Genomic DNA, 16,003 nt, shown 5'->3' on the forward strand with positions numbered 1-16,003 from the left:
GGCACCTATCCAACAAGTCCATCCGAACTCCCTCTACTTCAATATAACGGTAAGTCTTCTTTTTGGGAGGCATAGTTATTCATCTCCATGTTGTTTAATAGTGAGCGCGCCTGTCCGATTCTTCATCCCCGCGATTATTGTATTCAATTCCCTTTTAATGCGTGGATTTTCTTCCCGATCTMTTGCGTCGTAAAGTACCATTTCAGGCAAAAGTTGATTCTTTGTATCGTTATGCATCGCAATTAAGCGGTATAACTCTAAGCGCAACGCATCTTCTATCGGTCTTTTAAACCTTTCGGCTATGTATGTACCCATTTCTCTAGGTGGCACTTTAACTCGTTGTAGTGCGGTTATAATCAGAGTTGCCTTATTATCTGGAAGAACATTAATTCGTGAGCTCATTGATTTAATTGCATTCATCGGAAGACGGTTCATGTATTTTTCTAAAGAATACTGTTCCTGAGATGTTCCGTTAAGGAACATTTCAATAAACTCTTCGAGCGCGGCGGAATCACCCAGTTTTACTAGACAAAATAACGCATGAGGATACGTTCGGTCTCCTCGTTCACCCATTGCAGAACGGACGGTTTCGATGTCATCTCGAGTTCCTAAACTTGAAATGGAACTAAAGCAGGCCTCTAGAATTTTGGGATTTTTACTTTCTTCCAGTGATTTAAATATTAATGACAAAAAGGTTGAATCGTTTGTATGGCCAAGCCCATCCAAAATGGGGCCTCTTTTTTCAGGAAACTGTTCGTAAGCTCTTTTTAGAGCATCAGAAGCAAAGGCATGCCTTAAACCACCGAGAGTTCTACATACACGAATAATTCTTCTTTCATCGGTTTCTTTTTCAAGAACCCTCATTAAAAATGGAATAGCATCCTCTTTAAATGACTTTAGTGCATTGGATAAAACCGGTCTTATTTGGTGTCGCTCTGAATTATGATATGCCTCAAATACATCTTGTACAGCTTCCGCTCCAAATCCATTAAATCGATGAGCCATAAATATAGCCTGTTCAAGTAAGTCCTTGCGGGAAGAGTCTAAAGTATCAATAAGATTTAATAACGGTTTTACTGTATCAAGCTTCCTGATTTTGAGCAGCGCATCCAGACAAAACTCGAAGTAATCATTATTTGATGCAAGCTGCAGTAATTCATGAGTAACTTCCTCGTCCTGAACAGATCCTGATACCATAATAGCAAGCTGAATATGATGTTTACTTTGAGAATGCTGTAATATTGCTTTTAATATCCTCCTACCTTTAAGGCTTCGCACGGTCATTCGTGTTAGCAGCTGAACAATACCGTTTCGTTGATTTGTATCCGATAAAAGGAACCGACGAGACTCACGGTATATCACTTCAATCGCAGAGTCTCCAAGTGCCTCAACTTCCTGTAAAACATTTCGCCCTTCATATTGATTATTCCCCTTAGAAATTAACTCGACAGAACGAATCACGCGTTGATACTCAGCCTCAGATAATTCGGGTCTATCAAAGTGTATATTTACATACCCAACGTAGCCTCTAGGATATTCGACTTCAACAACTTTACTACCAGAGGAATGCTTAGGCGTATTGCCAAATAAATCTCCACCGTCAAAATCGTAGTCACTTTCTGCCTGACCTGCTTGTTCGAGTAATTCCTGATGAATTACTAATTTTTCTTCCTTAGAGAACAGTGCTTCTTTTGTTTCCATAAAATTAGTTTTTGGTGTTGTGCTTTCATTTTCAATAGAGCCAAACATTTCTCTGATTTTATTCAGATCTGCTAGTTGATTAAAAGAAACTCGCTCTTTTTTTGTCATGGAAACACGACCTCACAATTTATTAATATTTTCGTGCCTGAGCTTAATTTGCTTTAGTTCTTCTTCCGTGAACTCATGTGATCCTACATTAACATCTATAACCTCTGTTTCATCATCTTTTAGCCAGGCCTTCACTGTAACATCTCGTTCTTCATTACATTCGATTTTAATGAAGAGCCTTGATCCTACACGTACTGGTCGTTTGAAATTAATAAACGCATTTTTCAGAGTTTTCACATCTAAGAGTGAATCTGCTGATGGGGCTGTAAACAGCTCGAGTTCCATAGAATTAACCGTTGACATGCTTGAAGGTCCTGTAACGAAAAACTTATGTTCTGAGTTTTCTGAATCCGTAAAATATCGGGTACAAGGTACTTTTTCCCCCTTAGTAAGTAGAGGTACTGCATGTCCGCCAGTAACGTGAATAAAGACATTATTAGGGACCGTCTGTTTATTATTAATATATTTAGTGAGGTTAATTTGATTAATATAATAGTGATAAACAGCAGCGCCCCTTGAAACAGCATGCATCGGATTTAAAGAGCGTACAGGTCGAACTTTCATTTCAAAAATTTCATATATTCGTTCTTGAATCGTCGGATACATCGTCATACCACCAACAAGGAATACCGCGTCTATATCACTTTTTTTCATCGCCCCACTCCTAGCAGTTGCTAGAGCATTTAGGATAGGACTCTCAATATTTTTGCCTGTACTCTTTTCGCTGTATAGAAGGTCTGCAACAACAGAATCGTAATCACTTTTGCTAATGGATACAAGTGTAGCAAGTTCTGCAGGGAGCTGGTCTGAGATCATCAGAGTGAACACCAGACTATCAAATTGTGTCTTACAATCATGGTACGACTGCCCTCTGTTCAACAAGGTTGTTTCGATTCTTGTTGAAAAGAACATTTTTGCCTTCTCAGCGAAATCAATTAAACTCTCCCACAACTTAGATAATACAGCTTCATCAAACTTTCGTTTAAGTTCTTGCCCAGTTATCCCTTTATCTTTTAAAAGCTTAACAAGTAAAAAATTGGAAATTTTTTTGTCAAAATCAATACCACCAAGTTCTGTATATTGAGATATTGAAAGTTCTTCAATATCAATTTGGCCCGTGGAGGATTCACTAACACTAAGAATTGAAACATCACATGTTCCACCTCCCAAGTCGAATACTAAGAGGTTTTTGGGTTTCGCGTTTAACTGAATCCGACGGGCGTTATTATCTATCGACCTCTCCTCATTAATAAAGTCAACCAGTGCAGCAGTAGGCTCTGGGATGGTGTGAATTTTATCTTTCTCAAAGCCAGCAAGCTGTGCAGCCAATCGTGTTGCTTTATCTTGTTGAAAATTAAAATTTGCTGGCACTGTAATAACAACACTATCAATTTTATCTCCTATATAAAATTCTTCTACCTGCTTTTTTAATGTTCTCAGTACGTAGTGAGACACTACCTCAGGACGGTAAGAATCCTCGTCGACCTTCCAACTGACTTCATCTCCTATAAATCGTTTTGCTTCTTTGATTACTCGTTTAGGATAAAAACCAACCATTTTTTTTGCAAACTGCCCAATATATGCATTCTTTTCATCGTCTATATACAACACACTTGGTAATAATGTATCTTGCACTAAGTTGATACCATTCTCCTGAACTTGAGTAACCTCAAGGGTTTTAGGCTGAACATCACCTCTTGCGGTAAGATGAGATACGCTTATAGTTGAGTTAGTAGTACCAAGGTCAATTCCAACGAAACGGTTCATATGAAAATTCCTCCTAAGATATATTCGTTTGAATTTCTTCAACAAGAGGTTGAATCATGACTTTATCATTTAACGCCCAACCACAGCGTATCATACGGACAGGAATTTCTTTTGCATCTGTACGTATAGGCCCACTAATCATAAATGTCTTTGCCAATTTATCCCTTGGAATGATGATCTGTTCATGAAGTTGGTAACCGGCCGTATACTCCTCTATTCCAAAAAGGCTTAACATAGAAAAGAGATTTACGAGCCTTCCTGTACTGATGATTCGCTCTTGTGGCAAGTTTCCTCTAGATTCCTCTAATAGATCAGATAGCAAATATCCACCGCTTTTTCCTGCAATTCCATTCAGAAGATTTACGATAGACTCTTCACCTGCTGCTTGAGCCTTCACCTTCTCTTTTTCAAGTTCAATAACGAGTCGCTTGTTCTCCTCTTCAAGTCTTTGAATGTAAGTGGGATCCAATAGTATAGTACTCTCTTCTAGTTTTTCAATTTGCGACACGGCATCTAACACTTTATTCGCCAAGCTACGAATGGTTAATGAGAGAGTTGCCGTTTCTTGATTAATTGGCTCTGGCCGGGTTTCAGATTGAATCTGAACCTTAACTTTTTCAGAGGCACTGCTGGTATTTTGTGACTCTGATTGTAGCGCATCAAATAATAATGATGTCTCCTCATTTATTTCTTTTATTGCATTGGCGTTCTCTAAATATATTCGGATCAAGCCATTCGTGAATACAAGTTCATTTATGTTCACGTGATGCTTGTATGCTTTCATTTTCGCAAAATTAACCTTCTTATCCTTCCATCTAATAAGATCCATCCGATGGAATGCTTGACGCACTTCTTCTACTGCTGAAGCACCCTTGAGGACACTTACGATACTATTCACCATTGATGAGATTGGTTTCATATCATCAAGAGCAGTAATTAAAAAGCGAATATAAAGCTCAGTCAACTGATCCACATTCTTGGTGTAATAAAAGTATGATTTCAGATCCCCTTTACACAATGAAAGAAAGCTTTTTTGTGAGTTGGAATCCTTCATAGAGAGATGCGCCATCAAACTAAGTATTGTATCTTTATTAAGACGAAGCTGACTATCGATATTCCAGTTTTGAGCAACTATATCCGCGATATCCGTATTATTTAATGATGGGAATTCAACTAATACTTTCTCAAATTTCAATTGTAAGTCCCAAACCAATACGCCTCTTTTTGAATAATCAAATAAGTCCAATTGTTGAAGTATCGATCTCAGATCATCCCCGTGTTCTTGTTTCCATTGACTATATATTTCTTCGTTTGGTTGCGAGTAATAACGGATAATATGTTCAATTGCTAACATTTCTTTACTCATCAAATCATCCTCCTAAGAAATTAAAATGTGATAGTTTTTACCATTAAAAGCAGGGTAAACTTGGATATGTTCGATAGAACTCAAGATATCTATAATGCTTGGATAGATAACATTACCCTCGAGCCAGGATCGAGATGCTCGATAATGTTTCTGATGCTCGCCGTGCATTAGAAACACAGCTTTTGGTTGTAACTGGAGAATTAATTGGGAAATTTCTTCCCTGCTTGCATGCGCAGATAAACGATATGATGAAACGCTTGCCCGAATCTCATTATATTTACCGTTGAGTTGTATAAATGCAGATGATCCTTCTGCAGTATTTTGGAATAGACGAGCCCCGGGGCTTTCTTCATCTAAGTAACCAGTAAATGCGACGCAAGCTCTTTCCAAACCAACAATCTTCTCCGCATAACGGGAGGAAGCGCTCCCATCCGTTAACATACCAGAACTTGCGATGATACAGCTACCTCCCGAAAGTATGTACTCTTCAAAAAACTTGGTAAAAGGATAGTTGCTCCCTTGCCGGTCTGAGTAAATTTCATTAGCAGATTGAACACCTTGCCCGTAATAGGGTTTATTTGAGGTTTGACCTGACGAAACACTTTTTTCATAGATTCGGCACACCTCAGCTACCTTACCATCCAAATAGAGAGGGAAAGGCAAGAACTCATAGGCAGTAAAATGGCCTTTTACTATTTGGATAATTTCCTGARCACGGCCCACTGCAAATGCGGGAATTAATATCGGCCCACCACGTTCAACAGTTTGGAGAATAGTTTGCACTAGCAATTTCTCTTGTTGCTCCCTGCGTATCGAAGCATTTGTCGGAAGAAAGCCGTAGGTACTTTCTGTTATTAATACATCCACATGTAGGTCCTCAGGCAGTTGTATCCCGTTCACTGTTCTTTGATTTTCCACACTATAGTCACCTGTAAAGAGAACAGAAATTCCGTCGGTCACCAAATGAATTGCCGCAGCTCCTAGAATATGACCGGCAGGGTAATAGGTAACTTTCCATTGACCTTGTTTTGATGGCACTTCAAAAGTACTGAAAAAGTCTATAGAGGAAATACTCGTCAGTGTCATCTGCAGCTGTTTCAAGTCATACATTTCATCTGTTGATTCACTATAGCGAATAACATCATCAAGAAGTACTTTCATCAGTTGTTTAGTTTCTTCGGTAGCAAACATTGGTAGTTCTGGATATAAACTATGAAGATAAGGTACCGCACCTGTATGATCCAAATGGGCATGAGTAATTAGCAATGCGTCCAGATCGTGTACTGTTATTCCCGCTCGTATCAAAAGTGAGAAATCAGGAAAACGATCTTCTCCTTGTAAATGCATCCCGCCATCAAGTAAGATATGTTTTCCTCCGATGCTAACAAGGATCGATGTACCTCCAATTTTCTCTCCTCCACCTAAAAACATCACATTAATTTCTTTATTTTGTACAGTATTTGATTTCTTAGAAGTTGCACTATAAGCGCGAATTACTTCAGGCTTATCGGCATGTCGTAAGAAGTGCTCTTTCCAAAACCCACGTACATTTTGAGGATTTCTTATGGTAAGCATTTCACCATATAGTAGTGAAGTAAGCATATCATCTGGAAGCTTTCTATATTGAACTTCGATCCAATCTAGCCATCCTAAATCTTCAAACGCTCTCGAGAGGAGGCAAACGTAGGTTCCCCTTTTTTTGTCCAACTCAGTATCCCTAAATGAAGTATTCAATAACATATGAATTGCTTCACGGTTTACATAGCCTTCATAAAATTCTCGGTACATTCCGCAAAGTTTGGATACTTCACCGACCAAATGAGTAGCGAACTCGCCCCAATCGTTACGACTAACTAGCAGCGCTGTCTCATCAAGTAAAAGGCTCCAACGTGCAATTAACTGATGGTTAATAATCCAGGAACCTTCAAGCCCAATGAGTCGTCGAACATGAAATCGAGCTTGTGGACATGTTCCAAAATGGTACTCGTAATCAACTAAATAAAGCAACGTTTTCACATAATGCTCAAATGTCACATTAGGCGAATCAAGCATCTTTTTTTCAAAAATTTCAATGAGAGAAACAAAGATAAAATATGCTTCTTCTGCATGGCTTGTCTCAAAGAAACATTGGGCTATAAGTAGTCGTTCCCCCAAAATAGTTCCCTGACCTGATTGGCTTAAGATCCACTTTAGGTCTTGAAATGCATCTGTATTAGTTGCCTCAGCATTCTTTATACACGCGGTTACATAATCGAGAGCAATTCTGTTAAGTAGCCCACCACTTTGTATGTATAAACGTGATAAGGTAATCACTTCTTTGTACTCTTGGATGGAATTAAAAAATAACACCGCTTGCAAAAAAGCATGGTCAAGTCCTGCTTTTGCTTCTTCTTCAAGTAGTTTCTGATAAAATAATCTGGCTGACTGATTATCACCTTTGATTTGAAAAGTTGCTGCTTGTTGAAGGAGATCTTTTAAGGTGTTGGAACTCATCATCGTTTGCGCTCCTAGGTAAACTAAATATTACATATTAAAGATATCCTGCTATGTTTTGGATTAATTAGGTATTGCTAGATAACTTATCACTGAATACTACTGCCATGCATTCATTCAACCAATGGACTGCACCTAAAACAGATAATGACTCGTAGTATTCATTTATTTTTAATAAAGATTTGATAAAATCACCAGATTTATAGATAGTCAATTGTTCAGCAAGCATGCGTAGTGTCTGGACAAAGATATCTACGGAGCGAAATCCACTCATTTCAAGCAGCTTTATCACAGAAGGTAAATTAAGTAATTTTAGCGTCTCATTAATTTGCGTTGAAGTTACAGCATCGTATTGTACTTCGCCTGTATCTTCGTATTTATACAAATTGCTTATTAGGCATTTTATTAAGTCAGCCTCAATATGTTGTTGTGCTCTGTTGGTGGTAACTATTTTATTCGATGTTAAGTATTCCTCAAGTACTTTCTGAATAGTTTGAAATGGATCAGATATACCTATCGAGGTTTCATGTATAAAGATGGCTCCCAGAAGCCTTTTAAAGGTACGCTGCCATAAGTCATCATTAATTATTTCCTGATCGCCTTGTGATTCTCTTATTAAGTTCTCATGACTTACCAATATACTCTTAGCCATCGAAACAACAAAATTATTACTCAACCAATATCCACGCATTTTTATCATGTTATTAGATTTAAAGCTACAAATGGAATCGAAATGCTCTAGCAAGTAAGCATCAATCGAGCATTTAAGAACATACGACCCCATTATACTGAGTGTGTCGTTATTTAGATTAGTAGCAGCTGATTCTCGATCAAGAAATGAATTCTGCAAAAACACTATATCAAGGAGGAATGTCGGTAACTGAAAAAGATGTGATTTAAAGTTGAACTTTTGAAGTAATCGCTCACGTTCAGGGGGTACTTGCCACACCTTCTTGCAACGTAATGAGAATTGGTTTGAGAAAGCATTCATATTCTCGCTCGGACTTTCAAGTAACTTTTGGGCAGCCTTCGATTGAGCTTCAACTTCTGTAGAACCATTTCCTAAAGCTCTTTTTCCTAAAGCACTTACTTCAACGACATACCAAGTATTATTTGTACCATTCCAAACAGGATTTATAAAACGCTGATATTGCACTTGACTATTTTGTTGACTTGCAAGTTCTTGCAATATTTTTTTATAATCGGGTTCCTGATTGTTTATAACAAAAGGTACAATAAAATCAGTAATACAATAGAATCCCTCTCTCTTATATATGAGAGACAAGATTTTGAGCAAAATTTCCCGATGCTGTAGAAAATACCTAGCTTCCTCTTCTTCTAATACTAGATAGACAAGGTCAGATATTTGTAAATGCTGATAAAGCTTTGATAGTAAGGGTTCATAGTTCTGACAAAATGTACCTTCTAATCGGTGATTTGGAAGATGAATATCATGAAAAAGTAAATAACAAAAAATTAATTCGAGTAACGACTTTCCAGCAATAGCCTCAGCGATGTTCGTATCGTGCTTATTTGAGCGTATATCTTGAGAATTGCAAGCAATTTTCAGGATATCATCGAGTTCTTGTATAGTAATGTGATTACATTGACCAATTAATAATTTAAACATTCTTTGACCATTTATACTGACGTCAGAGTTTGGGGTATTCATAGGTAGCCTCTTCCAAATTATGAACAATACATCTTTTTAGTATGAATTCGACAAACAACTCATTATTCCTTTATATTTAGGTTTGTTATAGATCGTTTGAACTAAATATTAAAATGTAAATATTGTTGTCATAGGTCCTTCCTTATAACAATTTTCCACATTATCAGGTAATAGATTGTAGACAGCGTAATATTTTTTAGGGACAATGTTATGTCTACTAGGTTGTAAGCCTCTGATCCTATAGATCTTATTATTATGTTTTATCTTGAGTAATTCGGTCCCATTGCCCAACCGGGTTACATCCACAAATTCCCCTGTGACATCAAATGGCCAATCTTCAACGCTTTTACTTCTCTTCTTCCAATAGGGAGAGCATGCAGGCCTATACCTGCAAAATGTGCAATTACCGCGTTTGGGATTGGCTAGCAATGCTTGCTGCATCTCAAGGTCATAGTTCCCTATATATAAGCTTGAGTTAATATCCTCTAAGATTTTGCCAGCCTGTTTTTTTAGATTTAAACAATCTTCTGTTGAAAATGTCAGTGAGTGAACAGTTCCATTTAATTCAATTATTTTTAATGAGACTGGCCACTCGTGAGTATTCTCGTATAGAGTCACGGCATAAAGCATAAGTTGATTCTTATACTGTGACTTAATCTCTATTCCCGTTGGCTCAAAAATATCACCTGTTTTATAATCAACAATCTCATAGCCATCCACTGTCCAGACAATCTTATCAACAACCCCTCCTATGGTCTGATCCTCTGATTCTATCCACCGTTCATTTCCGCTAAAAAACTTTTGAGTAGAACTACGCTTTCTTTGTAATAATGAAGCAGCGGTCCTTATAAGTTGTCGCTTTTTCACTTCGTATTGTTTGACGAATTTCTTCAAGGGGAGGAGATGTCTGGTCTGCTCATTATTGAATAACTCCTGCTCTGCTTCAGATAAGCATTTATTCCATGCATCTACAATATATTCAGTACTTTGAATATGACCTTTACTTGCCATTTCAAATAACTTATGGACTGCTTTTCCAAAATAAGCACTAGGATAAGAAGGCAACAACCCCGGATTCCCCGAGGCTGCATACACTTCTCTTAATTTACATTGAGTGAATCCAAAAAAGCTGCCAGGTGCTATTCTGCTAAGTTGTTGGACTGGATTGATCTGGACTAACACACTACCACCACGTTTCCTCATCTTTCCCTAGTTGCTCATGACACCAACCAGGACGTCGTAACAGGTTAAAGGTATCCATGAATAGAGGAGATCCGCCTGCTTCATCTACTGCATCGGCTAATAAGCCATTTTGAGTATCTTGTGACCATAAAGGGTGCACTATAATTAGATTTTGACTACCAATACGCAGGCCAGAAAGCTCGCCAAACTTGACTTGTTCGTAATGAAAGTAATCTGCGAATTGTTTTGTCAGTCTTTCAGCCAAGTTACCCCAATTTCTAAGTTCGTCATGGGTAAAATCCCCATCTAGTCCACATTGGTAATCTTTACTGTTCATCGCTTTTAGATAAGCAAGACCCAGTCGCCAATCTAAAAGCCCATGGTACTGCATATTACGATAGTTCATTAGACAACTATAACAAGCAGAATCGCAATCATGTTGCTTTCCTGTTATGAATTTTATAAACGAATACTTTTTCGAACTAACGATACTTTCGATTACTGAAATCCAATTATTTTCCAGCCATTTGACGAAGCCTGCACCGTTGGGCAACCTATCACTTAGGATTATTTCACCTACTTCGCTTCCATCCTTAGCGAGAGATTTGATATGTTCACAAATTTCAATTTCATCAGTATCAATATCTAAACGCTCAACCACAACGGATCGCAGTAAAAAGCCCGCAGAAATCATAGCAGCTCTTGAGGTAATTTTCGTTGGATTTAACTGAAGACCATTCGGTGTCTCGCTTGGTCTGATCCGCAAAAGATCCGTTGTTTTAGCTGCCGCGATACCAATATCCTCTAGGTTATTGAAACTATGATTACTAGTGTATTGGTACTTTTCTAGTATCCATTGCCCTTCCATAGCAGGTGCCTCTATGACATAGCCATTTGGCAACTTCATTTTATTGGTAGTAATAATACCGCCGCGGAATAATTGTTTATTGTTATCGTTGATTCTCCATACACGTGATTCATTACTTAGATTAATTGAAGTATTAGAGTTACTAATTGTCCTAAAATCAACATGTGTCCCTTCAGCTATATTGGCCGGAGCACCAGAAGTCGCCCACTCATCCTCCATTGCGTCTTGCCCTTTCGAATAATCAGTTCTAAAAGCTATCGGAATGGCCACATTTATCTCTCTATAGGCTGTCCCTTTCGGAGTTCCGCATTGAGTACACATCTCCGATGGCTGATTGACTCTCAAATAACCACACGCATTACAGTGAGCTATTTGATACCGGTGTGGTAAGGGGTTTCTAATATCCGATGGCTTCCATGCGTTTTGTATCTTTCTCAATGGCGCAGTAAAGCCAATTGCCGTATGTATCGCCTTATTCTTAGTTTTTTGGGCACCTGGCGAAAATTCAGTAATTGCAAGCTCAATATCACGGTCTATGTTCAAAACAGCCTGTGACCGTTCCTCCACACCTCCATGGTACAGATACCTCGTCCGGGATGGCATTCCGAACATTGGCAATTTAGCTCCTTCTGCTAAGCATTCTGCTAGACCCTCCCCAGTGAGTTCATTATTTTCATAGCATCTTTCAATTTCAGTGACGATATCTTTTTGGATATACCCTAAATACTGATTAATGTTTTCGTCACTATGTTCCCAACTTGGAATAATCGCACGAACAACCTCTTTCAAGACGATCGTATTATTTTTCAGCCATGCTTTCAACTTGTCTTTCCTCTCTGGCCAAGAGGACTTAAGTCCGAATTCTCCGTGAGAATCTGGTGGATTAGTTGGTCCATCAAACCACATTACACCAATTCCAATGAACGCCCGCCGCAAGCTTTCTTTCGCAATCAACCGTTTAATAATTTGTGGTTGGTTCGTGGTAATAAACGGTACTGGAGGAGGATCTCCAGTGATAGCAGCAGGGTTTTGGAAATAATGGTCGTCGTGGCTTCGGCCTCCTCTACAGAGCGTGAGGACATATGAATAAGCTTGGCCCCGTCGTCCAGCCCGACCGACACGCTGCTGATAGTTAAAGCGCATTGGAGGCATATTGGCTAACATAACAGATTGCAAGTTACCTATATCAACGCCTACCTCCATGGTCGTAGTTACACTGAGAACATCAATTTCATCTACTTGTTTCACTTGTTGTGTTCCATTCGAGTCAAGTAAAATACCCCGAAAAAGCCTTTGCCGTTCTGCTTGATCATCAGTTTGTGCTGTGAGCTCCTCGGCATGCATGCGGGTTGGCCTCCGATCATTCGAAACCATATAAGCAAGATAATTCTTATCCATCAGATCTCCGCATGAACCATCTGGATCATCCGCGAGTTTTGTATAACATTTTGTACAAACTGAAGCAGAACGATGAAGATGTGGCCGTTTGCAGTTAGGGCAATTCCAAAATGAATCTTCGGGTGAAGATACTTTTAGATCGAGTTTATCTGTAATAATTATAGCGCCTTCATGACCAGAGCGGTTTATGGATTGAAGAACTTTGTTTCCCAACGTCTCAATACGGCTAGATGGAATGCCATTCACGCTACAAACTGAGCTTATATAATCCTTAAATGTACTTCTTGCATTCTTAAACTCTATCCAGGAGTGTTGTGGAAAATCAGAACCCTCATGACGGTAAAGATCCCCTAAAATCCGAATCGAGGAATTACATATTTGTTTATAGACTTCCACATTAATCGATAGATCCGAAGCAGTACCCTCCAAAAGAGAGTCGTCAAGTTGTATTGCAGGGTATCCAAAGCCTGATGATTCAAAACTAAAATAAAGTCGACTGAAGAAAAGATCACTAAGTGATTCCCTTACTTTAGCTATAATTTTATTTTTTACTGTTCCCGCTTCGGGTGGTAAACCCTCCAACCAACTGTTTTTATTGAAGTCAAACAATTCAGTCCATCTGTGCTCTTTGAGTCCCCATTTAAAGGATTGGAACTCAATATTATTACCAGCTGGATTGACACCAAGGGCAACGAAGCGGGATATAAGACGGCCACATTCCCTATCTGAACTGGCATGAAATAATTCTTTGCACTGATAGATCGCTGTTTCTTTTCTTTGTCTAATGCGCCCAAGTTTTTTCAGACAATCATCATATGCTGCGCGAAGTATTGCGTTTGTAGGCCGTGGCATTTGGGCCATTTCGATACAATCCTTTAAGTCCGTTTCTGCCTCCGGAAAGACGGACATATACTCTCTGGACAGATCCGTAAGAGGAACATCATTCTCCAAATGGTCTAATAGCTGGGCTTCCCCTAGGGTACATAATCGCAGTTCGCTTACCACAATTTCACGTAACAAATCGTTATAATTGTTACGTTCTACCCCGTTGGAYATTTGAGCAGCATCCTCTCGGCTATCAGAAAAGATAACCAATTTTTTCTCATCATTGCTCGAAATTTGGTGAAAAAGTTCTTTGGATAAGATCTGGCTCACCTTCGAAAAACCAGTACGGAATCCCCGAACAGGACTTTTTCTAGATTTACGCAAGGAATAATCCGCTGAACAACATGGGCAAACAGATGGAAGCGTGTTGAAATCTTTTTCAACTTCATCGTCATTACACTCAAGATCAAACAGGAAGCCTTTGATAAAATTAGCTGGATCTGCATCTGCAGCTTCATGTGTAAAAGTGACAGATCCTGTTGCAGAGCTAAGTGACGTCTGCTTCCATTCAGCATTCACTTCTTGCTTTTCTTTTCTAGGGTTCTTCTGTTTCCAAGGACGGACATCTTTATGTAGCGACTCGGTAATAGAAGGCCAAAAAATGGAATAGTCTTTATATTTTTTTTGTTCTACTATGTTTTTACGATTTCGATCCGGAATTCCCTCAATATCAGGATGAGTAACCAGCAATTCTAAGCTGCCATCTGCTAATTTCATTCGGTTACCACCGTAAAACACGGTACCGCATTGTTCGCAATATAGGAGTTCTAAAATTCGCTTTCCTCTACTATCAACAATGTCAGGTTTTGCATAGAGCTTACCAATGGGATGCGCAGGGGTTTCTAATGCTGTGGATGCCCATAATCCCTCGATATTACGGAAGAACCAGTGGAAACGAAACGACGGTAAATTGCTGAGCTCTTTTTTTGTATCGCACAACTCACGTGCTGTAAAAAGACCAGTTAACGCAAGATTCCGTTCCTCTTTCTTAATATGGGTACCAAAGAGTTTTTCCGAAAAAGAATCCAGTGAAACCGCACGAACCATATTGGTTGTTTCATCTTTACATGCAGCGAGCATGGTCGAAGCGAGTTTCAACCCTTTGGATTCTAACGTATCTTTTAGTGCAACAATTCCGTCTTTATCTCCTTTGTATCCCAAGTTTTTGACCAAGATCGAAACCGCCTGATCAGGCACCGAAGTATACATTGTTTGAAAGTCAGCAAAAGCCTGACTCGGTAAGATGACTCCTGAATCTGTAGGAATCTCATCAGGAACACCTGGAATGATCTCAAAGCAATCCTCTGGAACACCAAAGAAATCTTGAAGGAATGTTCGGCTATCTTGGTCTTCAGGCTCCAACGATGCACTGGATGCCAAAATCCGCAATTGCGGATGATCTGGGGTCAAACCTATACGTTGAAGCATGATCTTCAACAAATAAGATACTTCAGCCCCTGACGTCCCCCGATACAAGTGGAGCTCATCAATAATTAAATGAAAAATATGATCTTTGCTTTCCTCAAGCCATTTCTTTGTATTCTCAAAAATCCCTCCGTCTACATGGCGCATCATCATAATGCTAAGCATGGAGTAGTTAGTAATTAATATATCTGGAGGTGCTTCCTGCATATCCCATCTAGATCTCATCTCCGAACCATCCAATTTCGGAAAAAAGTATGGGATATCATCCTTACCAACTGCCTTAGCGTATCGTGCTGCCTCCACACTTACTTGTTCTACACTGCTCATTATATTCGTCAATTCTTTAATTTTATCTGTATTGGGGTTACCAGTCTTCTTGAGTTCATGACCTGCAACAGGTGTTGATCCGTTGTACCTTCCAAAATAAATTCTGTTACCATTTAGTTCTCTTTGGTAAAACTCTCTAGCTTTATCTGAATCTAGTGCTTTTCGAAGTCTTGTTAATTGATCCTCTACAAGTGCGTTCATCGGATACAAAATCATTGCACGTACGCCAGAGGAGCGGGTCTCATGGCCTCTTTGAGATACACGGAACGACTGCTGCATGCTATGTTTTTTCCCTACCACTGGATTGCATGTGTCATGCCAATCCTCGTTTTTCCACCAATCGTTCACTCTTGGATGTGGGGATTCTGGATTTTTCCAGCTTAAAGATTCTTTTGCCAAATATGCGAATAACGGAAGTAAGAAGGACTCTGTTTTACCTGACCCTGTTCCTGAGGTAATAACGCAATGTTTTCCAGTTAGAGCCGTAGACAACATACGCTTTTGATGAGTGTATAAAGGAAGATCTTCTTTGAAGAGCCCACTGGTGGCCAACTGCTGAAATAAATTTATCTCTTTTGAAGTGAAGCCATGTAAATCATGTTTCGTAAGATCATTAATCTGCATTTGAGAACTTTTGTATCTTGGCAAAGGCTCAATCCAAGGGTCTTGTGATAGAACCCCCGGTGTTAATAATAGTTGTTTGCGCTCCTTCTCGAGAGAGGGGTACCTAGTACCGAATGCTGTCTGAACATATCTGATAAAATTCCCCCGTATTTCTTCAAAAGCTAAAAATGGATTAGACATAGAATCC

General features: G+C 39.1%; 7 protein-coding genes. All 7 read right to left on the bottom strand.

Going from position 1 to position 16,003, the window contains the following annotated elements; genetic code table 11:
- Positions 1 to 75: 75 nt before the first annotated feature.
- Entirely contained in the window at positions 76 to 1,809 is a 1,734-nt protein-coding gene (locus AC1DVJ_RS13480; protein ID WP_477591459.1) for a hypothetical protein, read from the bottom strand.
- A gap of 12 nt (positions 1,810 to 1,821) precedes the next feature.
- The gene (locus AC1DVJ_RS13485) at positions 1,822 to 3,576 is read right to left on the bottom strand and encodes an Hsp70 family protein (RefSeq protein WP_477591461.1); all 1,755 of its coding nucleotides are present in this window, start codon (positions 3,574 to 3,576) and stop codon (positions 1,822 to 1,824) included.
- A gap of 13 nt (positions 3,577 to 3,589) precedes the next feature.
- On the bottom strand, positions 3,590 to 4,942 hold the full coding sequence (locus tag AC1DVJ_RS13490) for a hypothetical protein (RefSeq protein ID WP_477591462.1): 1,353 nt from the start codon (positions 4,940 to 4,942) through the stop codon (positions 3,590 to 3,592).
- Positions 4,943 to 4,954: 12 nt separating this feature from the next.
- Positions 4,955 to 7,438 (bottom strand): MBL fold metallo-hydrolase, encoded by a 2,484-nt coding sequence (locus AC1DVJ_RS13495; RefSeq protein WP_477591463.1) that lies wholly within the window; start codon positions 7,436 to 7,438, stop codon positions 4,955 to 4,957.
- Positions 7,439 to 7,502: 64 nt separating this feature from the next.
- A complete protein-coding gene (locus AC1DVJ_RS13500) occupies positions 7,503 to 9,107 on the bottom strand; it encodes a dsRNA-binding motif domain-containing protein (RefSeq protein WP_477591465.1) in 1,605 nt (534 codons plus the stop codon).
- Positions 9,108 to 9,215: 108 nt separating this feature from the next.
- On the bottom strand, positions 9,216 to 10,310 hold the full coding sequence (locus tag AC1DVJ_RS13505; protein ID WP_477591467.1) for a PD-(D/E)XK nuclease family protein: 1,095 nt from the start codon (positions 10,308 to 10,310) through the stop codon (positions 9,216 to 9,218).
- A complete protein-coding gene (locus AC1DVJ_RS13510; RefSeq protein WP_477591469.1) occupies positions 10,291 to 15,996 on the bottom strand; it encodes a DEAD/DEAH box helicase in 5,706 nt (1,901 codons plus the stop codon). Before AC1DVJ_RS13510 ends, AC1DVJ_RS13505 begins: the two co-directional genes overlap by 20 nt.
- Positions 15,997 to 16,003: the final 7 nt, after the last annotated feature.

The organism is Paenibacillus sp. P4_A9 (assembly GCF_056402415.1).